Below are 22,089 nucleotides of genomic sequence, written 5' to 3' on the forward strand. Positions count from 1 at the left end.
GGCGGGGTGCACCGCTTCCGCGCCGACGTCTTCTACGGCGGCGGCCGCTGGCCGGTCCTCGCCGCGCTGCTCGGCCACGCCTACCTGCGGCTGGGCCGGCGCGAGGACGCGCTGGGCCAGCTCGCCTGGATCGCCGGGACCGCCGGCGACGGCGGCGACCTGCCCGAGCAGGTCAGCGACCGGCTGCTCGCCCCGCAGCACCGGCAGGAGTGGCTCGACCGGTGGGGGCCGGTGGCGACACCGCTGCTGTGGTCGCACGGCGCCTACCTGTCCCTCGCCGCTGCCCTGGGGGTGACCGCGTGATCCGCCACCGTCCGTCCGGGTCGGGCCACCCGTACCAGCCGTCCATCGACCAGCGGCTGCCCGTCGTGCCCCTCGCCGGCGAGCCCGTGAACGTCGGCGTCGCCGCGGCCGCTTCGGTGACCGCGGTGCGCTGCGAGTGGGACGGCGGCACCTTCGACCTCGCCCGCGAGGGCGCCGCCACCGGCCCGACGGCCGGCGCGGAGGGCCACCTCGCGACGGCCGCCGCACGGCGGGGCCGCGGCGTGCGCTGGGCCGCCGACAGCCCGCCGCTGCCCGCGGACCGGGCCGTGCGGTACCGCTTCGTCGCCACCGACGGCACCCGGACCAGGCGCACGCGCTGGTTCGAGGCGAGCGCCGCCTCGTGGTCCCCGGCCGGCGGCACGCTCACCACGCACGGCACCAGCCGGATCATCGACGGCACCGAGTCGTGGCTCACCGGCCCCGGCGGGGTGCACCGGGTGCGGTTCGCGATCCGCCTGGCCGAGGGGGAGCGGGTCGTCGGGTTCGGCGAGCGCTTCGACCGGCTCGACCAGCGCGGCCACGCCCTCGACGCCACCGTCTTCGAGCAGTACAAGGGGCAGGGCGCCGCCGGGCGCACCTACCTGCCGATGCCCTTCGCGCACGTGCTCGGCGGCGACGGGTGGGCGTTGCACGTCGACACCGCCGAACGCACGTGGTTCGACGCCGGCGATCGGCTGTGGGTGGAGGCCGATGTCCAGGACGACCGGCTCGACGTGCGCTTCTTCGACGGCTCGCCCGGCGAGATCCTGCACGCGTGGCTGGGCCTCGTCGGGCGCCCCGAGACGCTGCCGGACTGGGTCTTCCGGCTGTGGGCCAGCGGCAACGAGTGGAACACCCAGCGGCGGGTCGCCGCCGAGACGGCGCTGCACCAGGAGCACGACGTGCCCGTCGGGGTCGTCGTCATCGAGGCGTGGAGCGACGAGTCGACGTTCGTGGCGTTCCGCGACGCCCGGTACGAGGTCCACGAGGACGGGCACCCGCACCGCCTCGCCGACTTCACCTTCCCGCCGCACGGCGCCTGGCCCGACCCGAAGGGCATGGTGGACGAGCTGCACCGGGCCGGCATCCGCGTGCTGCTCTGGCAGATCCCGCTGGCCAAGATGCGCCCGCCCCCGGCCGGGCAGGCGAGGGCCGACGCGCAGACGATGGTGCGCGAGGGCTTCGGGGTGCGGGAGGGCGAGGGCCGGCCGTACCGCAACCGGGGCTGGTGGTTCCCCCAGGCGCTGATGCCCGACTTCACCGACCCGAAGGCCCGCGACTGGTGGCTCGCCAAGCGCCGCTACCTCGTCGAGGAGGTCGGCATCGACGGGTTCAAGACCGACGGCGGCGAGCACGCCTGGGGCGACGACCTGTGCTACGCCGACGGCTCGCGCGGCGTGAGCGGCAACAACCGCTACCCCGTGCACTACGCGGCGGCGTACGGCGAACTGCTGCGCTCGTGCGGCAAGGCGCCGGTCACGTTCAGCCGGGCCGGGTTCACCGGCTCGCAGGCGCACGGCGTCTTCTGGGCGGGCGACGAGGACTCGACGTGGGAGGCGATGCGCTGCTCGCTGCGGGCCGGGCTCACGGCGGCCGCCTGCGGGATCCTGTACTGGGGCTGGGACCTGGCCGGCTTCTCGGGCCCGGTGCCGGACGCGGAGCTGTACCTGCGCGCCACGGCGGTGTCGGCGTTCCTGCCGATCATGCAGTACCACTCGGAGTACAACCACCACCGCACGCCGTCGCGGGACCGCACGCCGTGGAACATCGCGGCGCAGACCGGCGACGAGCGGGTGCTCCCGGTGTTCCGCCGGTACGCCCGGCTGCGCGAGCGGCTCGTGCCGTACCTCGCCGAGCAGGCCGCCCGCGCGGTGGAGACCGGCTGGCCGCTGCTGCGCTCGGTGTGCCTCACCGACCCGTCGGACCCGCTGGCCTGGAGCCACCCGTTCGAGTACCGGCTCGGCGACGACCTGCTGGTCGCGCCGGTCGTCGAGCCCGGCGCGCTGACCCGGGCCGCCTACCTGCCGCCCGGCCGGTGGCTGGACCTGCGCACCGGCGAGGCGGTCGACGGCGGCCGCGAGGTGGTGGTCCCGGCGCCGCTGGAGGAGATTCCGATCTGGTGCCGCTACGAGACGCGCGAACGCCACCGCTCGCTCCTCGCCGGGGACTGACGGCGAGGACCAAGCCGGGCCTGGCGGCGAGGACCAAGCCGGGCCTGGCGGCGAGGAGCGGGCCGGGCCTGGCGGCGAGGAGCGGGCCGGGCCTGGCGGCGAGGAGCGGGCCGGGCCTGGCGGCGAGGAGCGGGCCGGGCCTGGCGGCGAGGAGCGGGCCGGGCCTGGCGGCGAGGAGCGCGCCGGGACCGACGGCGAGGGGCGAGCCGGGGACTGACGGCGCCTACGACGGGCGGGCCGGGGCCTGGCGGCGAGGGAGCGGGCCGGGGCCTGGCGGCGCCTACGACGGGCGGGCATTGGCGGAGGCCCGCACCACCAGGTGCGGGGCCAGCTGGATCGGGGTCGCGGCCGGCGTCGTGACCCCGGACAGCTGGGCCACGAGCAGGTTGACGCTGCGCCGGCCCAGCTCCGCGAAGTCCTGGTGGATCGTCGTCAGCGGCGGCAGGAAGTAGCCCGACTCCGGGGTGTCGTCGAAGCCCACCACGCTGACCCGCCCCGGGACCGGCCGGCCCGCCTCGTGGAAGGCCCGCAGCACCCCCAGCGCGATGTGGTCGTTGCCGCAGAAGACCGCGGTCACGCGCGGGTCGGCGGCCAGGTGCTGGCCCCGCAGGTACCCGGACCGGGCGCTCCAGTCCCCGGCCTCGATCGGGGGCACGGGGGCGCCGGCCGCGTGCAGGGTCTGGCGCCAGCCGTCGATGCGGTCCCGGGCCTCCGGCCAGTCCGAGGGGCCCGGGACGTGGTGGACCGTGGCGTGGCCGAGCTCCAGCAGATGGCTCGTGGCCAGCCAGGCGCCGCGGACGTTGTCGACCCGCAGCATCGGGACGTTGCCGTCGTCCGCGCCGCCCACGCCGACCGCCGGGGTGCCCGCCGGGACCTGGGTCAGGGCGTCGGCCACGGAGTTCTTCGGGGCGATGGCGATGATGCCCTCCACCGCCTGGGCGCACAGCTGCTCGATGGCGTCGAGCACGGCGCTGCGGTCCAGGCTGCGGATCGTGGCGATGCTGACGTAGTAGCCGGCCTCGCGGGCCGCCTTCTCGATGCCGTAGATCATCGAGGCGGGGCCGGCCAGGGTGGTCTCGAAGCCGATCAGGCCGATCGTGCGGGAGCGGCTCGTGACGAGCGTCCGGGCGGCCAGGTTGCGGCGGTAGTTGAGCACCCGAACGGCGTCCAGGACGCGCTCGCGGGTGGACGCGCTCACATTCGGCAGGTCGTTCAGCACGCGGGACACCGTCTGATGGGAGACGCCGGCCAGGCGGGCCACGTCGCGCATGCCGACCTTGCGCCGCGGCGGGTCGACGGCGTCCAGGTCGGGGCCGGCGCCGGTGTGGGCGACCGGCCCGGCGCGGCGGCGGTCGGGGCCGATGACTGCAGCCACGGCGGGTCTCCTTCCGGCAACATCTCGAGCGCCGCTACTTGACGCCCGGGATGAGAACGCTAACACTCTCGAAATACAACCGCGATGGCCAATGCGTACGAGGCCGGATACGCGGTCAGGTCACCGCCCGACACCCCAGGCGTGTGGCCATCCGCCGATTGATGTGAACGTTAACCATCCCGAAGGGACAGACGCAGTGCTGAAGAGATGGTCCGCCGCCGTGGTGGGCGGCGTGCTCCTGCTCGGCGCGCTCGGCGCGTGCGGCGGGGAGAAGAGCGGCGACGCCGGCAGTGGTGCCAGCGGCGGTGCCAAGAAGGACAAGATCGTGATGGGCTTCGCCCAGGTGGGTGCCGAGAGCGGGTGGCGCACGGCGAACACCAAGTCGATCCAGGACGCCGCCGCGGCGGCCGGGATCGAGCTCAAGTTCTCCGACGCGCAGCAGAAGCAGGAGAACCAGATCAAGGCGATCCGCAGCTACATCGCGCAGAAGGTCGACGTCATCGCGTTCTCGCCGGTGGTCGAGTCCGGCTGGGACACGGTGCTCAAGGAGGCCAAGGACGCCAAGATCCCGGTGATCCTGACCGACCGCGCGGTCGACTCCAAGGACACCACGCTCTACAAGACGTTCCTCGGCTCCGACTTCGTGGTCGAGGGCAAGAAGGCCGGCGACTGGCTGGTCAAGGAGTACCAGGGCAAGACCGACCCGGTGAACATCGTCGAGCTGCAGGGCACCACCGGCTCGGCCCCGGCCAACGACCGCAAGTCGGGCTTCGCCGACGCGATCAAGGCCAGCCCCAACCTGAAGATCATCGCGTCGCAGACCGGCGACTTCACCCGGGCCAAGGGCAAGGAGGTCATGGAGGCCTTCCTCAAGGCCAACCCGAAGATCGACGTGCTCTACGCGCACAACGACGACATGGCCCTGGGCGCGATCGAGGCGATCGAGGCGGCCGGCAAGAAGCCCGGCACCGACATCAAGATCATCTCGGTGGACGCGGTCAAGGACGGCATGACCGCCCTGGCCGCCGGCAAGATCAACCACATCGTCGAGTGCAGCCCGCTGCTCGGCCCCCAGCTCATGGACCTGGCCAAGAAGGTCGTCAACGGCGAGAGCGTGCAGCCGCGCATCCTCACCGAGGAGACCGAGTTCACGCCCGAGCAGGCCAAGGCCGCGCTGCCCGACCGCAAGTACTGACAAGTACTGACACAGGAACCTGAGCCATGCTGACCATGACCGGCATCACCAAGCAGTTCCCGGGTGTCATGGCCCTGCAGGACGTGGACTTCCGCCTGTTGCCAGGCGAGGTCCACGCCCTCATGGGCGAGAACGGCGCCGGGAAGTCGACCCTGATCAAGGTGCTCACGGGCGTCTACAGCAACGACGCCGGCGAGATCGTCCTCGACGGCACCCCGGTGCGGTTCTCCGGGCCGCTGCAGGCCACCCAGGCCGGCATCAGCACGGTCTATCAGGAGGTCAACCTCGTACCCAACCTCTCGGTCGCCGAGAACGTCTTCATCGGCCGGGAGCCCCGCACCTTCGGCCACATCCGCTGGGGCGAGATGCGCCGGCGGGCCGCGGACCTGCTGCACCGCCTGGAGCTCGACCTCGACGTCTCGGCGCCGCTGTCGCAGTACTCCCTGGCGGTGCAGCAGATGGTGGCCATCGCGCGTGCCATCGACGTCGAGGCCAAGGTCCTGGTCCTCGACGAGCCGACCTCCAGCCTCGACGCCGGCGAGGTGGCCCAGCTGTTCCGGGTCATGCGCCAGCTCAAGGCCGACGGCATCGCGATCCTGTTCGTCTCGCACTTCCTGGACCAGGTGTACGAGATCTGCGACCGCATGACGATCCTGCGCAACGGCCGGCTGGTCGGCGAGCACCGCGTCGCCGACCTGCCCCAGCTGGAGCTCGTCAGCCTCATGATCGGCAAGGAGCTGGCCCTGCTGGAGCGCCTGGAGGACCAGCCCAAGCGCACCCTGGACCAGGCCGAGCCGGTCGTCGAGGCCGCGGACCTCGGGCGGTCCGGCTCGATCGCGCCGTTCAGCCTCACCATCCACCGCGGCGAGGTCGTCGGGCTGGCGGGGCTGCTGGGCAGTGGGCGTACCGAAGCGGCAAGGCTCTTCTTCGGCGCGGACAAGCCGGACAGCGGCACGCTCAGCATCGACGGCAAGCCCGTGGCCGTGCACGGCCCGCGCACCGCGATGCAGCACGACATCGCCTACTGCTCGGAGAACCGCCGCACCGAGGGGCTCGTCGAGGAGCTCACCGTGCGGGAGAACATCGTGCTCGCCCTGCAGGCGGCGCGCGGCTGGTCCCGTCCGCTGTCGCGCCGCCGCCAGGACGAGCTCGTCGGCAAGTACGTCAAGGCCCTCGACATCCGCCCGGCCGACCCGGACCTGCCGGTGCGCAACCTCAGCGGCGGCAACCAGCAGAAGGTGCTGCTGGCCCGCTGGCTCATCACCGAGCCGCGGCTGCTCATCCTCGACGAGCCGACCCGCGGCATCGACGTCGGCGCCAAGGCCGAGATCCAGCGCCTCGTCACCGAGCTGTCCGACGGCGGCATGGCCGTGCTGTTCATCTCGGCGGAGCTGGAAGAGGTACTGCGCCTCAGCCACAAGATCGCCGTGCTGCGCGACCGGCGGATGGTCGCGGAGCTGCCCAACACCGACGACGTGGACTTCGACCGGCTGATGGCCGCGATAGCCGAAGGAGGCGGCACCGCATGAAGCGCTTCGTCTGGCCCGTCGCCGTGCTCGTCGCCCTGCTGGTGACGGACGTGTACTTCTCGCACAGCTTCTTCAGCATCGAGCTGCGCGGCGGGCACCTGTACGGGTCCCTGGTGGACATCCTGCGGGCGGCCGCGCCGCTGGCCCTGGTCGCGCTCGGCATGACCCTGGTCATCGCCACGGGGGGCATCGACCTGTCGGTCGGCGCGGTCGTCGCCATCGCCGGCGCCCTGGCCTGCCTGCACATCAGCGGCCTGTCCGACCAGGGCAGCGTGGCCGGGGTGCTCGTGGCCGTGGGCATGGCGCTGGTGCTGTCGCTGGTGCTCGGCGCGTGGAACGGGTTCCTGGTGGCGACGATCGGCATCCAGCCGATCATCGCCACCCTGATCCTCATGGTCGCCGGGCGCGGCCTGGCCCAGCTCATCACCGACGGGCAGATCATCACGGTCAACTCCGGGCCGTACAAGATGATCGGGGCCGGCTACTGGCTCGGCCTGCCGCTCTGCGTCCTCATCGCGGCGGCCGTGATCGCCCTGTCGACCGTGCTGGTGCGCCGCTCCGCGCTGGGCATGCTGCTGGAGGCGGTCGGCGGCAACGCCGAGGCGTCCCGGCTGGCGGGCATCAAGTCCCGCTGGCTGATCCTGTCCGTGTACGTCTTCGCCGCCCTGTGCGCCGGCATCGCCGGGCTGATGATCAGCTCGAACGTGTCCAGCGCCGACGGCAACAACGCCGGCCTGCTCATCGAGCTCGACGCGATCCTCGCCGTCGTCATCGGCGGCACGTCGCTGTCCGGCGGCCGGTTCTCCCTCGCCGGCACGGTGCTCGGCGCGGTCATCATCAAGACCCTCGACATCACCGTCTACACCGTCGGCATCCCGCCCGAGGTGACCCTCCTGTTCAAGGCGATCGTCGTGATCATCCTGTGCCTGGCCCAGTCGCCCAAGTTCCGCGCGGCCTTCCAGCGCCGCCGCCAACGCCCGGGTCCGGCCGCGACGCCGGCCGACCAGCCGAAGTCGGAGGTCGCGGCATGACTGCCGGAGCGAAGCGGAGGCGGGCATGCCGCGCTCTTCTGGATTCTGTTGCTTTCGTCCAAGGCAGGACAGCATGACGTACGCGGCCAACCTCCTGCGCAAGCCGGCCATCGCCACGCTCGTGGTGCTGCTGCTGATGTACGGCGCCGGCGTGCTGCGCTACGACGGCTTCGACGACACGCAGGTCGTGCTGAACATCTTCATCGACAACGCGTTCCTGCTCGTCGTCGCGGTCGGCATGACGTTCGTGATCCTCACCGGCGGGATCGACCTGTCCGTCGGTGCCGTGGTCGCCCTGACCACGATGATCGCCGCGTCGCTGCTGGAGAAGCACGTCAACCCGGCACTGGTACTGGTGATCGTCCTCGCCGTGGGCGCCGCCATCGGCCTGGGCATGGGCTGCATCATCCACTTCTTCGACATCCAGCCGTTCATCGCCACCCTGGCCGGCATGTTCCTGGCCCGGGGCACCTGCTACGTCATCAGCACCGACTCGATCCCCATCACCAACGAGTGGTGGAACAACGTCGCCTCCGACAAGCTGCGCTTCGGCGGCTTCCATATCGGCTGGAGCGTCGTCATCTCCGCCGTCGTCGTCGCGGCCGCCGCGTACGTCCTGGCGTACACCAGGCTGGGCCGCAACATCTACGCCCTCGGCGGCAACCAGCAGTCGGCCCTGCTCATGGGCCTGCCCGTCGGGCGCACGAAGATCGCCGTCTACACCATCAGCGGCGTGTGCTCCGCCCTCGGCGGGGTGCTGCTGACCTTCTACACCCCGTCCGGCTACGGCCTCAACGCGCTGGGCATGGAGCTCGACGCGATCGCCGCCGTGGTCATCGGCGGCACCGTGCTCACCGGCGGCTCCGGCTTCGTGCTGGGCACCGTCGCCGGCGTCGGGGTGCTCGGCCTCATCCAGACCATCATCACCTTCCAGGGCACCCTCAGCTCCTGGTGGACCAAGATCGTCATCGGCGTGCTGCTGTTCGTCTTCATCGTGCTGCAGCGGACGGTGACCAGGAACCAGCGCACGCGGAGAACCACATGACGCAATACGTAGTCGGCGTCGACTTCGGCACCCTGTCCGGCCGCGCGCTGCTCGTGCGCGCCTCGGACGGGCACGAGGTGGCGACGGCGGTCCACGAGTACCGGCACGGCTCGGTCGAGCGCACGCTGCCCGCCACGGGCGCGCCGCTGCCGCCGCACTGGGCGCTGCAGATCCCGTCCGACTGGATCGACGTGCTGCGCCACGCGGTGCCGGCCGTGCTCGCCGGCGTCGACCCGGCCGACGTCGTCGGGATCGCCACGGACTTCACGGCCTGCACCTTCCTGCCCGTGCTGGCCGACGGCACCCCGCTGTGCTCGCTGCCGGACCTCGCCGGTGTGCCGCACGCCTATCCGAAGCTGTGGAAGCACCATGCGGCGCAGGGCCAGGCCGACCGGATCAACGAGCTGGCCGCCTCGCGGGGCGAGTCCTGGCTGCCGCGGTACGGCGGGAAGCTCTCCTCGGAGTGGCAGCTGGCCAAGGCGCTGCAGGTGCTGCAGGAGGCCCCCGACGTCTACGCGCGGGCCGAGCGGTTCGTCGAGGCGGCCGACTGGATCGTGTGGCGGCTGGCCGGCGTGGAGACCCGCAACGCCTGCACCGCCGGGTACAAAGGCGTCCTGCCGTCCAAGGAGTACCTTGCCGCGCTGGACGAGCGGTTCGCGGACTGGTCGTCCAAGGTGGACGGTCCACTGTGGCCGCTCGGCGGGCGGGCCGGCTCGCTCACCGCGGAGGCGGCCGCCTGGACCGGCCTGCCGGAGGGGATCGCGGTCGCCGTCGGCAACGTCGACGCCCACGTGACCGCCCCGGCCGCCCGCGCCGTGTCGCCGGGCCAGCTGGTCGCCATCATGGGCACCTCGACCTGTCACGTGATGAGCGGCGCCGGCCTGGCCGACGTGCCCGGCATGTGCGGCGTGGTGCAGGACGGCATCATCCCGGGCCTGTGGGGCTACGAGGCCGGACAGTCCGGCGTCGGCGACATCTTCGGCTGGTTCGTCGAGACCCAGCTGCAGGGCGGCCTGAGCCACGAGCGGCTGACCGAGCTGGCCGCCGCCCAGCGCCCCGGCCAGCACGGCCTGGTCGCGCTGGACTGGCACAACGGCAACCGCTCGGTCCTGGTCGACCACGGCCTGTCGGGCGTGATCGTCGGGCAGACCCTGGCGACCCGGCCGCAGGACGTGTACCGGGCGCTGGTCGAGGCGACCGCCTTCGGCACCCGGACCATCATCGAGGCCCTGGAGTCCTCGGGCGTGCCGGTCGTCGAGTTCATCGCGGCGGGCGGGCTGCTGAAGAACCGCTTCCTCATGCAGATCTACGCCGACGTGTTGCGGCGCCCGATATCGGTGATCGGCTCCGAGCAGGGCCCGGCCCTCGGTTCGGCGATGCACGCCGCGGTGGCGGCCGGGATCTACCCCGACATCCGCGCGGCGGCCGCGGCGATGGGCAAGGTCCAGCGGGACGCATATCTGCCCGACCTGGCCGCTGCCGAGATCTACGAGCGGCTGTATCAGGAGTACCGGACGCTGCACGACTACTTCGGCCGCGGCGGCAACGACGTGCTGCACCGGCTGCGCGCCCTGCGCGAGGAGGTCTCGCGGTGATCGGCCGCCTTCGTGAGGAGGTCTGCGCCCTGCACGCCGAGCTCATCCGCTGGGGGCTGGTGACCTGGACCGCCGGGAACGTCTCGGCCCGGGTCCCCGGGGAGGACCTGCTGGTCATCAAGCCGTCCGGGGTCGGTTACCACGAGCTGACCCCCGCCAACATGGTCGTCTGCGACCTGAAGGGCACGCTCGTCGAGGGGGAGCACTCGCCGTCCTCGGACACCGAGGCCCACGCGTACGTGTACCGGAACATGCCCGAGGTCGGCGGGGTGGTGCACACCCACAGTCCCTACGCGACCGCGTGGGCAGCCCGCGGCGAGCCGATCCCGTGCTCCATCACGGCGATGGCCGACGAGTTCGGCGGGGACATCCCGGTCGGGCCGTTCGCGCTCATCGGCTCCGACGCGATCGGCCGCGGGATCGTCGAGACGCTGCGCGGGCACCGCTCGCCCGCGGTCCTGATGCGCCAGCACGGGCCGTTCACCATCGGCAGGACCGCCAAGGCCGCCGTCAAGGCGGCCGTCATGTGCGAGGACGTGGCGCGGACCATGCACTTCGCCCGCCAGCTCGGTTCCGTGGAGCGACTGCCGGCAGCAGCCGTCGACTCCCTCCACGACCGCTATCAGAACGTCTACGGCCAGCAGAAAGGCGCACGATGACGCACGAGATTTGGTTCCTCACCGGCAGCCAGGGGCTCTACGGCCCGGAAACCCTGGAGCAGGTGGCGTCGCAGTCGCGCCAGATCGCCGCGGTGCTGGACTCCTCGGCCGACATCGGCCCCCGCGTGGTGTGGAAGCCGGTGCTCACCTCGGCCGGCGACATCCTGCGGGTCTGCCTCGAGGCCGGCGGGAACCCGGACGTGGTCGGCGTCGTCGCCTGGATGCACACGTTCTCCCCGGCCAAGATGTGGATCGCCGGCCTGGACGCGCTGCGGGTGCCGCTGCTGCACCTGCACACCCAGGCCAACGTCGCCCTGCCCTGGGCCGACATCGACATGGACTTCATGAACCTCAACCAGGCCGCGCACGGCGACCGGGAGTTCGGCTACATCCAGTCCCGCCTCGGCGTGGCCCGCAAGACCGTCGCCGGGCACGTCAGCGACCCGCGGGTGCTCGCGCGCATCGGCGCCTGGGCCCGGGCCGCGACCGGCTACGCGGCGATGCGCTCGCTGCGGCTGGTCCGCTTCGGCGACAACATGCGCGACGTGGCCGTCACCGAGGGCGACAAGGTCGAGGCGCAGCTGCGCTTCGGCGTGTCGGTGAACACCTACGGCGTCAACGACCTCGTCGAGGCGGTCGACGCCGCGACTGACACCGAGGTCGACCGGCTCGTCAAGGAGTACGCCGACACCTACCGCGTCGCCGCCGCGCTGCTCGGCGAGCGGGCCGGCTCGTTGCGGTACGCGGCGCGGATCGAACTGGGGCTGCGGGCCTTCCTGCAGGCCGGCGGGTACCACGCGTTCACCACGAACTTCGAGGACCTCGGCGGGCTGCGCCAGCTGCCGGGCCTCGCGGTCCAGCGGCTCATGGCCGACGGGTACGGCTTCGGCGGCGAGGGCGACTGGAAGACCTCCGTGCTGGTGCACACCCTCAAGGCGATGGCACCCGGCGGGGGCACCTCGTTCATGGAGGACTACACCTACGACCTCACGCCCGGCAACGAGGTCATCCTGGGCGCGCACATGCTGGAGGTGTGCCCGTCGATCGCGGCCGGCACGCCGTCGTGCGAGATCCACCCGCTGGGCATCGGCGGCCGGGAGGACCCGGTGCGCCTGGTCTTCGACGCCGCGCCCGGCCCGGCGGTCGTGCTGGGCCTGGCCGACCTCGGCGAGCGGTTCCGCCTCGTCGCCAACGAGATCACGGTGGTACCGCCGTCCGCGCCGCTGCCGCGCCTGCCCGTCGCGCGCGCGGTGTGGCGGCCGGCCCCCGACCTGGCGACGTCGGCCGAGGCGTGGCTGACCGCGGGCGGCCCGCACCACACGGTGCTGTCCCAGGCCGTCGGGGTGGAGGAGCTCGCCGACCTGGCCGAGATGGTGGGCACCGAGCTGCTCGTCATCGACGCCGCCACCACGCCGCGCTCCTTCGCCAAGGAGGTGCGCTGGAACGCGGCGTACTACCGGCTGGCCCGGGGCTTCTAGGCCTCGCCCATCTCGGCGATCTCGGTGATCCACGTGCGGGCGGCGGCCGGCAGCGGCGAGGCGCCCTTGGCGTAGGTCGCGATGCCGGTCATCAGCCCCGGCCACAGCGACCCGCGCCAGCGCCCGCCGAAGGGCGACAGCAGCACCAGGCGCCGCCCGTTCCACCAGCCGTGCGTCTCCGTCCCGGCCGCGCCGCGGACGGTGACGTGCGTGTCGGGGAAGTCGCGCAGCAGGTCGAGCACGAGCAGCGTGGTGCGGCGCGGGTCCTTGCCGGTGTCGACCAGGACCCCGCCCGCGTCCGTGCGCTGCACCGTGCCGAGCGACTCCGGGATCGCGTCCACGGCGTCGTCGAACGCCGAGCGGACCAGCAGCTCCCCGGCGTCGGCGGCGACGTCCAGGGCCCCGAACTCCTCCCCGAGGACCTCCCCGGCCAGCCCGCCGGCGTACCGGGCGACGAGCTCCTCGGGGGCGGCGTGGTCCAGCCGGACCGCCGCGCGCAGCTCGGCGAACCCGGACAGCGGCGCCAGCCGGTGCCCGTGGTGCACCGCGGCCAGCCCGACGGTGGCCAGCGCCGCCTGCTCCCCGGCGAAGGCCTCGTCGTCGGCGGCGATGAGCGAGTCCAGGCCGGCCGCGACGAGCGGGGTCCAGTCCTGCGGCTGCGGCCACAGCCCGGCGGCGGCGAGCACGAGCACGAGCCGGAAGGCGGCGAGGCGGGCCGGCAGCGGCCAGCCGGCGGCCGCCCCGCCGAGGCGCAGCACGTGCTGGCGCAGGCGGTCGCGCTGCCCGGCGTCGAGGCCGGCGACCACGTCCGCGAGCGAGTCCTCGCGCCCGGTCGCGCCGGCCGGGACCGGCACGCGGCCGAAGGCCAGGTCGAGCAGGGCCGGGCCGACGAGGGCGCGCAGCCGGGTCTCCTCGCTGGCCCGCCGCTCCTCGGGGGCGGTGCCGTAGCGGGGGGTGCGCCCGGAGGCGAGCTGGGTGACCGCGGCGAACAGGGCGTCCAGCAGGGTGGCGTCGCCGACCAGGGCGGCCAGCGGCAGCGTCTCCAGCGGGGAGGCGTGCGTGAAGCGGGTGACCGCGCCGCCGACGTCGGTGACGGGCGCGGCGCCCAGCTCGGTGCCGTCGGCGGCCCGCACCTGCGCGGTGCGCGCGGCGAGGGCGGCCGCCTCCGCGGCGTACGTGTGCAGCCGCCCGTCGGCGGTCGCCCACGGCAGCTTCACCGCGGCCTCGCCGGCCGACACCACCAGCCCGTCGGGCGCGGTCGCGCCGGGGACGAGCAGGGTCGCCTCGACCCGCTCGGCCAGCAGCCGGACCCCGAGCACCCGGGCCACGGCCGGCGCGGGCGCGGCGGGGGGCTCGGCCGCCAGGGCGTCGTCGTCCAGCGCGATGTCCCGGGCGTCGACCGCGTCGAGCAGGGAGACGGTGACCTCCTGCAGCAGGCCGAGCTCGCAGTGCCCGCCCGGCTCGGCGGTGGTGGACTGCAGCGACTCGGGGGTGCAGTCCAGGCCGCCGGTGACGACGACGCCCGCGTCGCCGGTCCACCACTCGAGGGCGCCGGCGTGGAGGTACCGCGGCGACACCGGCATGCGCACGGAGTTCTCCGGGGCGTCGTCCAGCGCGACCAGCAGGCCGACGGGGTCGCAGCGCACCCCGGCGGGCAGCAGCAGCCGGGTGGAGGCCGGCCGCACGTCCCGCACGATCTCGGCGAGGGTCCGCCCGGCGGGGTCGAACGCGGGCGCGCACAGGCTCAGCCGGTCCGCCCCCGACGGGAACGGCAGCTGTTCGACGATCGGCACCTGGTCGTTGGTGAGCAGCAGCGGCTCGTCGGCCTCGGCGGCGTGCGGCCGGGCGGTGAGCAGCTTGGCGACCGCGGCGAGCCGCTCGGCGCCGGCCGGCTCGATCCACAGCTGCGCCGGCAGCCGCAGCAGCCAATCGGCGAGGTCGGTGATCAGGGTCGGCACGGTCGGGCCCTCGGCCCGCAGGTGGGTCCAGACCTCGGCGTCGCGGCCCCAGCCCTCGGCGGTCGCGTCGCCGGAACCGATGGAGACCAGCGCGGCGGTGCGCGAGACGGAGATCACCACCCGGGCCCGGAACTGCCCGCCGGAGCGGCACACCACGGGCACCGGCAGCAGGTCCCGGATCGGGGCCTCGCCGTCACCGGGCGTGACGGGGCCGGCGGCGGCGTCGTACACGACGGTGACGGCCGCCCCCGCCGCGCGGGCCGGCCGCAGGTGCTCCTCGACGAATGCCAGGTCGCAGCGGTGCGTGAGGACGAGCACCTCCTCGGCGCCGCCGAGCAGCGGCGCGGGCGTCTGCGGGCTGTCGGCCGTGGCCGTCCATGCCGGGCCAGCTGTCAGCAACCTTCGGCTCCCTTCGGCGGCAACACCGTTGTCACATATACCTTGACGCAATGACCGTCCGCATCAGGCACATCACGATCGACTGCGCCGATCCGTACCGCATGTCCCTCCTCTGGAGTGCGGTCACCGGCTACCAGGAACAACCCAACGACCCGAACCTGCCTACGCATGATCAGGCGCTCGTCCTGGCCCCGGACGGCTCTGCCGGCCTGCTGTTCATCCGCGTCCCCGAGCCCAAGGCCGTGAAGAACCGCGTACACCTCGACGTGCAGCCGCTCGACGCGACCCGCGACGCTGAGATCGAGCGCATTCTCGCCCTGGGCGCCTCTCTCGTCGGTGATTTCAGACGTCCAGACGGTACCGGCTGGGCCATCCTGGCTGACCCGGAGGGCAACGAGTTCTGCGTCGAGCGCAGCGCGGCCGAGCGCTCATCCTGACAAATCGGGCGTAACCCCCCATCGCTGCTTGCGCAGGGGAGTCGGGCGGGCGCACCATGCTGCCATGCAGCGCGAGGAGCTGGCCCTCACCGGCGGTGGCGGCGTCCGGATCGTGTACGACGCGTGGACGCCCGAGTCCGGGGCCTCCGGTGTCGTGGTGCTCACCCACGGCATGGGGGAGCACGCCCGGCGGTACGATCACGTCGTCGCCCGCCTCGGCGAACTGGGCCTCGCCGTCTACGCGCCGGACCACCGCGGCCACGGGCGCTCCGGCGGCAAGCGCATGTTCGTGCGCAGCATCGCGGAGTACACCGGCGACCTCGACCTGCTCTTCGCCGAGGTCCGCGGCCGGCACCCGGGGCAGGTGCCCTTCCTCATCGGGCACAGCATGGGCGCGATGATCGCCCTCGCCTACGCCCTGGACCACCAGGCCGGCCTGCGCGGCCTGGCGCTGTCCGGCACGCCGGTGCTGCCCGGCGAGGGCATCCCGAAGCCGGCCATCGCGGTCGCCAAGGTGCTCGGCAGGATCGCGCCCGGCGCGCCGGTGCAGACGCTGCCGTCCCGGCTGATCTCGAAGGACCCGGCGGTGGTGGCCCGCTACGACGCCGACCCGCTCGTCTACCACGGCAAGGTCCCGGCCGGCGTCGGCGGCGCGATGCTCACCCAGATGTCGGTCTTCCAGCGCCGCCTGCCCGAGCTGACGATGCCCACCCTGCTGCTGCACGGCTCCGAGGACGGCCTGGTCGACGCCGAGTCGAGCCGGCTCATCGCGGCGCGGGCCGGCTCGGCCGACCTGACGCTGCACGTGTACGAGGGGCTACACCACGAGGTGTACAACGAGCCGGAGCAGGATCGGGTCCTCGACGACCTGATCGGGTGGCTGAAGGCGCACTAGGGAACACGGGTCGCGGTCGCGGTGTTGCACGCGCCATGAACGACGTGATCGCCGAGTACCGCAGGGGAGTCCTCTATCTCGACGCCGGCGACCCGATCGAGGCCGCCAAGATCCTCTCGGCCGTGCTGGACGAGGAGCCGACCAACGCCGAGGTCCGCCTGTGGCTGGCCCGCGCCTACTTCGCCTCCGCCCAGCTCAACCGGGCCGAGCAGCACCTGCGCGCGCTGGTCGAGCGGGACCCGACCGACCATTACGCGTGCCACCTGTTGGGCCGCACCCTGGAGCGGCAGAGCCGCAAGCGGGAGGCCCTGCCGTTCCTGCGCCTGGCGGCCGCGATGTCCTCGGTCCCCGACTACTCCGCGGCGGTACGCCGGGTGGCCGGGACCGGCTGACCGGCCGAGCCCCCGGGGCGACCCGGGGGCAGCGCTGCGCCGGTTGATCCCCTACGGTGGCCACTCGTGAGGCACTATCCGTGGGGCGCGTTGCTCAAGGGCATCTGGCGCACGCTCCTGCTGCTCGCGGTGACGACCGGCTTCGTCGTCGTCACCGGGACCCTTGCCGGTGGCCCGAGCTTCACCTGGCTGGCGGTCGGCTCGGTGCTGTCGCTGTTCGCGGCGGTGCCGGGCTACCTGCTGTACCGCCTGGGCGCCCCCGACCACAGTGCCGACAGCCGGATCGTGCTGCTGCTCGTGCTGACCCTCGCGTCGTGGCTGGCCGCGCTGCTGGTCCTGCCCGTCTACATGTCCCGCGAGGGCACCCCGACCGACGCCGTGGTGACCCAGGTCCACCGCGGCATCAGCAGCGTGTCGGAGAAGCGCTTCCCGGTGTACCAGGTCGAGGACCGCAGCAACAACGAGAACCTCGGCCGGCTGCGGTTCCTCGACACCGAGCCGAAGGTCGGCGACACCGTCCGCGTCCGGGTCGACCCCCGCGGCTGGTTCAACGTCACCGTCTCCGACCCGACGGGCCGCTTCACCAAGCTCACCGCGCTGGTCGTGGCCGTGCTCGGCCTGGTCGCGCTCATCATGGGCGCCGGCGGTCACATGCCCGACTGACCGCGGCGGTTGCACGCACCCGGTCAGCGGGCGGTCAGGCGCGTGACCGCGGCGGGTGCACGCACCCGGTCAGCGGGCGGTCAGGCGCGTGACCGCGGCGGTTGCACGCACCCGGTCAGCGCGCGGTCAGGCGCGTGACCGCGGCGGGTGCATGCACCCGGTCAGCGGGCGGTCAGGCGCGTGACCGCGGCCGGGTAGCGCTCGCCCAGGGCCGAGCCCGCCGGGATCGCCCGCTGCATCGCGGCCAGGTCGTCGTCCGTGAGCCGCACGTCCAGCGCGCCCAGGGCCTCGGCCAGCCGGGTGCGCGTGCGGGCCCCGATGAGCGGCACGATGTCGTCTCCCTGCGCGAGCACCCACGCGATCGCCAGCTGCGCCACGCTCACCCCGCGCGCCTGCGCGATCGGGCGCAGCGCCTCGGCGAGGGACACGTTGTGTCCGACGTTCTCGGGCGCGAAGCGCGGGCTGTTGACCCGGAAGTCGCCCGGCTCCCAGGCGCGCTGGGCCGACCAGTGGCCGGAGATCAGGCCGCGGGACAGCACGCCGTACGCCGTCATGCCGATGCCCAGCTCCCGCAGCACCGCGAGCACGCCCTGCTCCGGCTCGCGGGAGATGAGGGAGTACTCGACCTGCAGGTCCACGATCGGGTGCACCGCGTGGGCGCGGCGGATCGTCTCGGCGTCGACCTCGGACAGGCCGATGTGCCGGACATAGCCCTCCTCGACGAGCCCTGCGATCGCCCCGATGGTGTCCTCGATCGGCACCGCCGGGTCGAGGCGGGCGGGCCGGTAGATGTCGATGTGGTCGGTGCCGAGCCGGTTCAGCGAGTAGCCGGCGAAGTTGCGCACCGCGGCCGGCCGGTTGTCGATGCCGCCCATGCGGTTGTCGGGCCCGCGCAGCGCGCCGAACTTCACGCTGAGCAGCACCCGGTCCCGCCCGGCGGTGGCCAGCGCGTCGCGGATGAGCAGCTCGTTGTGGCCGTTGCCGTAGAAGTCGCCGGTGTCGATCAGGTCGATGCCCGCGTCGAGCGCCGCGTGGATGGTGGCGATGCTCTCGTCGCGGTCCGAGGGCCCGTACGCGCCGGACATGCCCATCGCGCCCAGGCCGATGGTGGAGACGGCGGGGCCGGTGGCGCCGAGGTTTCTGCTGCGCATTGTCGCTTCTCCCGTACTTCAGGTGTGTTCCCCGTTCGACACTGCCGCCGCGGTGTGCGGGCCGCCAGCGGAGCGTCGTTCGTAGGAGCGCCGCTCCTACCCTGCGGGGCCCGGCCTCACCACAGGGAGACGACCACCGCCAGGACGGCGAGCAGCATCGCGGCCGCGGCGACCGCCCAGGGCCAGCGCCGCGCCCGGCGGACGGCCCGCGCTGGGCGGACGGGCCGTGCTGGGCGGACGGGCCGTGCCGGGCCGGGCGCGGCCGACGGCACGAGCGCCCGCCTGCCGGGCGCCGGTGGGACCTGGACGGGCACTGGCACTGGCACCGGCGCTGGTGCTGGCGTGAGTGCGGGCATCGGCATCGGCGCGGCCGTCGGATCTGCGTCTGGCTCGGCGGCGGCCCAATCCGCTGCGGCTCGGTCGGCTGCGGCCCGGTCGGCGCCGGCCGACTCGGCTGCGGCCCAATCCACGGCGGCCCGGTCGGTGGTGGCCGGCTCGGCGGCGGCCCGTCCGGCGGCCTCGGCGCGGGCGATCAGGGTCGCGATGCGGGTGCTGGCGGCGCGCAGCCGGGCGGCCTCCTTGGCGGTGAGCTTGCGCCCGCCGATGAGCGCACAGGCCCGGGCGACGGCCACGACGAGTACCGGATCGGTGACCAGTTGCCGGTGCCCGTTGAACAGCGCCGCGATCGTATTGCGGTCCGCGTCGACGCCGGGTGCCAGCTTGTGGGCGTGGATGACGTCGGCGAGATGGCGGCGGGTGCCCTTGGTCCGCCGCTTGGGCCGCAGGCCCCGCGGCCCCTTGCGCCCGCCGCGCGCCCCGGCCCGGGCGGCCGCGGTGGTGAGCGTGGCCACGAGTGCCTCGACCGCCTCGTCGACCGCCTGCCACCCATCCGCCACGCAGCGATTCTTCAGGCCCACCGCCACCCGCCGATGGCCGGGGTAGGCGAGCATCCCAGGAATCCCGTCCGAGTGGCCCACCAATTGCTGCCCGACTTGTCGGCCCCCACTGCCACGAGTGGGAGCGGCGCTCCCTGGATGCCCCGCGCGGAGTTCGGGACGATGGGGGCATGCAGCGCGACGACCTGGCCGACTTCCTCCGCCGCCGGCGGCTCGCCATCCGGCCCGCCGATGTGGGCCTGGCCGACGGCCCGCGGCGCCGGACGGCCGGGCTGCGCCGCGAAGAGGTGGCGATGCTGGCCGGGATGTCCACCGACTACGTGGTGCGGCTCGAACAGGGCCGCAGCGCCCAGCCCTCCGCCCAGATGCTCACCGCCCTCGCGAGGGCCCTGCGGCTCAGCGACGACGAGCGCGACCACCTGTTCCACCTGGCCGGGCACCAGCCGCCGCCGTCGGTCGGTGCCGAGGCGCACGCCCGGGCCGGGCTGCTGCGGATGCTCGACCTGCTCACCGACACCCCGGCGACGGTGATGTCGGACCTGGGGGAGACCCTGGCCCAGAACCGGATGTCGGCGCTGCTGCTCGGCGAGCAGCGGCGCTTCCGGGGCGACGAGCGGTTCCTCGCCTACCGGTGGTTCACCGGCGCCGGGGACATGACCGTCGAGTACCCGCCGGAGGAGGTCGAGGAGCGCTGCCGCTCGCTCGTCGCCGACCTGCGGGCCACCGCGGCCCGGCGCCACGGTGACCCCGACGTGGCCCGGCTCGTCGCGCGGCTGCACGCGGTCAGCCCCGACTTCACCCGCCGCTGGGAGGAGCACGAGGTGAAGGTGCGCCGGTTCGACCGCAAGCGCATCCACAACCCGCAGGTGGGCATGGTCGAGGTCGACTGCGAGACGCTGGTCACGCCCGACCAGTCGCAGCAGCTCATCGTGCTGACCCCGGCGGCGGGCACCGACGCCGCCGAGAAGCTTGCCCTGCTGGCCGTGGTCGGATTACAGCAATTCAGTAATGGCTCACAGCAGTACCGGTAGCGCGGTGGTGCCCCTGATCAGGGTGCCGGGGCGCCAGATCACGTCGGCCGGCGGGACGGCCAGGCGCATGTCCGGGAACGCGGCGAGCAGGTCCGCGAAGGCGATCTGGGCCTCCAGCCGGGCCAGCGGGGCGCCCAGGCAGTAGTGGATGCCGTGGCCGAACGCGAGGTGCTGGTTGTCCGGCCGGTCCAGGTCGAACTCGCCCGGCGCCGGGAAGCGCGACGGGTCGCGGTCGGCGGACAGCAGCGAGATGGCCACCATGGCGCCGGCCGGGATGGTCACGCCGCCGTACGTCACCGCCTCCGTCGCCGTGCGTGAGGTGGCCGTCTCCACGGGGCTCTCCAGGCGAAGGAACTCCTCGACCGCGGCCGGGATCAGCGACGGGTCGGCCAGCAGCCGCCGGTGCGCGTCGGGCCGGGTCAGCAGGGTGTACATCCCGTTGCCGATGAGATTGACGGTCGTCTCGTGGCCGGCCAGCAGGAGCAGGAACGCCATCGAGGTGAGCTCGTCCTCGCTGAGCCGGTCGCCCTCGTCCCTGGTCGCGATGAGGGCGCTGAGCAGGTCGCCGGCCGGGTCGGCGCGCTTGCGGCCGATGAGCCCCAGCAGGTACGCCACGAAGGAGGCCGCCGCCTCGGGCACTCCCGGGCCGCCCGCCGAGGCCGAGACCAGCACCGACGTCCAGCGCCGGAAGTCGGCCTGGTCCTCGATCGGCACCCCGAGCAGCTCGCAGATGACCTGGATCGGCAAGTGCACGGCGTAGGCCTCGACGAGGTCGGCGCGGTCCCGGCCACGCAGGGGCTCGATGAGGGCGGCGCTGAGCTCGGCGACCCGCGGCCGCAGCTGCTCGACCCGCCGGGCGGTGAACACCTTGGCCACGAGCCGCCGCAGCCGGGTGTGGTCGGGCGGGTCGGCGGCGAGCAGGTGGTGGGTCAGCGGGCTGCGCGTGGGCGCCGACAGCGACCGCGCGTTGTCGCCGGCGCCCTGCCGCTTCGACAGCCGCGGGTCGGCCAGCGCCTCCTTGCAGTCGGCGTAGCGAGTGACGAGCCAGACCTGCATGCCGTTGGGCAGGGTCAGCGGGTGGACCGGCGCCTCCTGCCGCAGGGCCGCGTAGACGGGGTGGGGGTCATTCCAGAAGTCCTGCGTGAAGAGCGTCGTCGACGTCACGCATCAACGGTAACGAATCACCAAGCCGCTATTAAGTGTCTGCCAACCGTTCGGGTCTCTGCTGTACGGCATGAAGCACTCCGAGCCGAACCTCCTCGGCATCACGATCAACCACCGCTCGATGCGCGGCGACGCGCGCCGGTTCGCCGACGTCACGCGCGCGATGGCGGAGGGGCGCACCGCGGGCACCCCGCAGCGGGCGCGGGAGATCCAGTGGTACCTCAGCAACCTCTGCACCGGCATCCACCACCATCACCAGGCCGAGGACGACGTCCTGTGGCCGGTGCTGCGCGAGACGGCCGGCGCCGAGGTCGACCTGGGCGAGCTCACCGACGACCACCGCCAGCTCGACCCGCTGCTGGACCGGATCCGGGCCGAGTCCGCGGCGCTGGCCGCAGCCCCCGCCGACCGCGCCGCGGCGGGCCGCCTCGCCGACAGCCTGGCCACGCTGCGCGACCTGCTCGACGAGCACATCGAGGACGAGGAGCGCACGCTCTTCCCGGTGATCATGCGGTACGTCAGCGGCGAGCAGTGGCAGCGCGTGGAGAAGGCGGTGCGCAAGGGCTCGAAGATGGGCTTCGAGCTGCCCCGGATCGAGCGCTACGCGACGCCTCAGGAGCTGGAGACGCTGTACCGCGAGGCCGGCCCCGTGCTGCGGCTGCTGCTCGCCTCGGTGCGCGGCGGCTTCCAGCGCCGGGAGCGGGTGATCTTCGGCTGAGCGG

20 protein-coding genes are annotated in these 22,089 nt (G+C 73.4%); 15 read left to right on the top strand and 5 right to left on the bottom strand.

Features of this window, described 5'->3' with window-relative positions; all coding sequences use genetic code 11:
• Together ABD352_RS28020 and ABD352_RS28025 are read left to right on the top strand one after the other, a co-directional pair.
• The coding region (locus tag ABD352_RS28020; protein WP_425553665.1) for a hypothetical protein at window positions 1-303 on the top strand (303 nt) is incomplete at its 5' end.
• A complete protein-coding gene (locus ABD352_RS28025) occupies window positions 300-2,474 on the top strand; it encodes a glycoside hydrolase family 31 protein (RefSeq protein WP_344615491.1) in 2,175 nt (724 codons plus the stop codon). The genes ABD352_RS28020 and ABD352_RS28025, both read left to right, overlap by 4 nt.
• Window positions 2,475-2,754: 280 nt before the next feature.
• Here the strand turns inward: ABD352_RS28025 and ABD352_RS28030 are convergent, their stop codons facing one another.
• Window positions 2,755-3,849, bottom strand: coding sequence for a LacI family DNA-binding transcriptional regulator (locus tag ABD352_RS28030; protein ID WP_344615492.1), 1,095 nt, complete (start codon window positions 3,847-3,849; stop codon window positions 2,755-2,757).
• Between the two features lie 196 nt (window positions 3,850-4,045).
• Here ABD352_RS28030 and ABD352_RS28035 point away from each other — a divergent pair, with 196 nt between their 5' ends.
• The 7 genes from ABD352_RS28035 to araA all read left to right on the top strand — a co-directional run bounded on the left by ABD352_RS28035 (window position 4,046) and on the right by araA (window position 12,381).
• The gene (locus ABD352_RS28035) at window positions 4,046-5,044 is read left to right on the top strand and encodes an ABC transporter substrate-binding protein (RefSeq protein WP_344615493.1); all 999 of its coding nucleotides are present in this window, start codon (window positions 4,046-4,048) and stop codon (window positions 5,042-5,044) included.
• 26 nt (window positions 5,045-5,070) lie between these two features.
• Window positions 5,071-6,573 carry a sugar ABC transporter ATP-binding protein gene (locus ABD352_RS28040; RefSeq protein WP_344615494.1) on the top strand — a complete coding sequence of 501 codons (1,503 nt, stop codon included), beginning with the start codon at window positions 5,071-5,073 and terminating at the stop codon, window positions 6,571-6,573.
• A complete protein-coding gene (locus ABD352_RS28045) occupies window positions 6,570-7,604 on the top strand; it encodes an ABC transporter permease (RefSeq protein WP_344615495.1) in 1,035 nt (344 codons plus the stop codon). Before ABD352_RS28040 ends, ABD352_RS28045 begins: the two co-directional genes overlap by 4 nt.
• 73 nt (window positions 7,605-7,677) lie before the next feature.
• On the top strand, window positions 7,678-8,649 hold the full coding sequence (gene yjfF, locus ABD352_RS28050; protein ID WP_344615496.1) for a galactofuranose ABC transporter, permease protein YjfF: 972 nt from the start codon (window positions 7,678-7,680) through the stop codon (window positions 8,647-8,649).
• A complete protein-coding gene (locus tag ABD352_RS28055; RefSeq protein WP_344615497.1) occupies window positions 8,646-10,244 on the top strand; it encodes a ribulokinase in 1,599 nt (532 codons plus the stop codon). Before yjfF ends, ABD352_RS28055 begins: the two co-directional genes overlap by 4 nt.
• Entirely contained in the window at window positions 10,241-10,903 is a 663-nt protein-coding gene (locus tag ABD352_RS28060; RefSeq protein WP_344615498.1) for an L-ribulose-5-phosphate 4-epimerase, read from the top strand. The genes ABD352_RS28055 and ABD352_RS28060 overlap by 4 nt, the downstream gene beginning before the upstream one ends.
• Window positions 10,900-12,381 (top strand): L-arabinose isomerase, encoded by a 1,482-nt coding sequence (gene araA, locus ABD352_RS28065; protein WP_344615499.1) that lies wholly within the window; start codon window positions 10,900-10,902, stop codon window positions 12,379-12,381. Before ABD352_RS28060 ends, araA begins: the two co-directional genes overlap by 4 nt.
• Here araA and ABD352_RS28070 read toward each other — a convergent pair.
• A complete protein-coding gene (locus ABD352_RS28070) occupies window positions 12,378-14,738 on the bottom strand; it encodes a hypothetical protein (RefSeq protein ID WP_344615500.1) in 2,361 nt (786 codons plus the stop codon). The two genes, araA and ABD352_RS28070, sit on opposite strands and share 4 nt — an antisense overlap.
• A gap of 50 nt (window positions 14,739-14,788) precedes the next feature.
• On the opposite strand from ABD352_RS28070, the gene ABD352_RS28075 reads away from it, so the two are divergent.
• From ABD352_RS28075 to ABD352_RS28090, 4 genes are all read left to right on the top strand, one after another.
• On the top strand, window positions 14,789-15,175 hold the full coding sequence (locus tag ABD352_RS28075) for a VOC family protein (protein ID WP_344615501.1): 387 nt from the start codon (window positions 14,789-14,791) through the stop codon (window positions 15,173-15,175).
• A 64-nt stretch (window positions 15,176-15,239) separates the two neighbouring features.
• Window positions 15,240-16,070: an alpha/beta hydrolase gene (locus ABD352_RS28080; protein WP_344615502.1), complete on the top strand. Its 831-nt coding sequence runs from the start codon at window positions 15,240-15,242 to the stop codon at window positions 16,068-16,070.
• Between the two features lie 35 nt (window positions 16,071-16,105).
• Entirely contained in the window at window positions 16,106-16,462 is a 357-nt protein-coding gene (locus ABD352_RS28085) for a tetratricopeptide repeat protein (RefSeq protein ID WP_344615503.1), read from the top strand.
• A 66-nt stretch (window positions 16,463-16,528) separates the two neighbouring features.
• On the top strand, window positions 16,529-17,125 hold the full coding sequence (locus ABD352_RS28090) for a hypothetical protein (RefSeq protein WP_344615504.1): 597 nt from the start codon (window positions 16,529-16,531) through the stop codon (window positions 17,123-17,125).
• 161 nt (window positions 17,126-17,286) lie between these two features.
• Here ABD352_RS28090 and ABD352_RS28095 read toward each other — a convergent pair whose 3' ends face one another.
• Together ABD352_RS28095 and ABD352_RS28100 are read right to left on the bottom strand one after the other, a co-directional pair.
• On the bottom strand, window positions 17,287-18,276 hold the full coding sequence (locus ABD352_RS28095) for an aldo/keto reductase (RefSeq protein WP_344615505.1): 990 nt from the start codon (window positions 18,274-18,276) through the stop codon (window positions 17,287-17,289).
• Window positions 18,277-18,392: 116 nt separating this feature from the next.
• Window positions 18,393-19,172 carry a hypothetical protein gene (locus tag ABD352_RS28100; RefSeq protein ID WP_344615506.1) on the bottom strand — a complete coding sequence of 260 codons (780 nt, stop codon included), beginning with the start codon at window positions 19,170-19,172 and terminating at the stop codon, window positions 18,393-18,395.
• Window positions 19,173-19,342: 170 nt separating this feature from the next.
• Here ABD352_RS28100 and ABD352_RS28105 point away from each other — a divergent pair, with 170 nt between their 5' ends.
• Window positions 19,343-20,203: a helix-turn-helix transcriptional regulator gene (locus tag ABD352_RS28105; protein WP_344615507.1), complete on the top strand. Its 861-nt coding sequence runs from the start codon at window positions 19,343-19,345 to the stop codon at window positions 20,201-20,203.
• Here the strand turns inward: ABD352_RS28105 and ABD352_RS28110 are convergent.
• Window positions 20,186-21,367 carry a cytochrome P450 family protein gene (locus ABD352_RS28110; protein ID WP_344615508.1) on the bottom strand — a complete coding sequence of 394 codons (1,182 nt, stop codon included), beginning with the start codon at window positions 21,365-21,367 and terminating at the stop codon, window positions 20,186-20,188. The genes ABD352_RS28105 and ABD352_RS28110 overlap by 18 nt on opposite strands.
• Before the next feature lie 70 nt (window positions 21,368-21,437).
• On the opposite strand from ABD352_RS28110, the gene ABD352_RS28115 reads away from it, so the two are divergent.
• On the top strand, window positions 21,438-22,085 hold the full coding sequence (locus ABD352_RS28115) for a hemerythrin domain-containing protein (protein ID WP_344615509.1): 648 nt from the start codon (window positions 21,438-21,440) through the stop codon (window positions 22,083-22,085).
• Window positions 22,086-22,089 lie beyond the last annotated feature (4 nt).

Origin of the sequence: Dactylosporangium salmoneum (assembly GCF_039532525.1) — a bacterium.
GTDB lineage: Bacteria > Actinomycetota > Actinomycetes > Mycobacteriales > Micromonosporaceae > Dactylosporangium > Dactylosporangium salmoneum.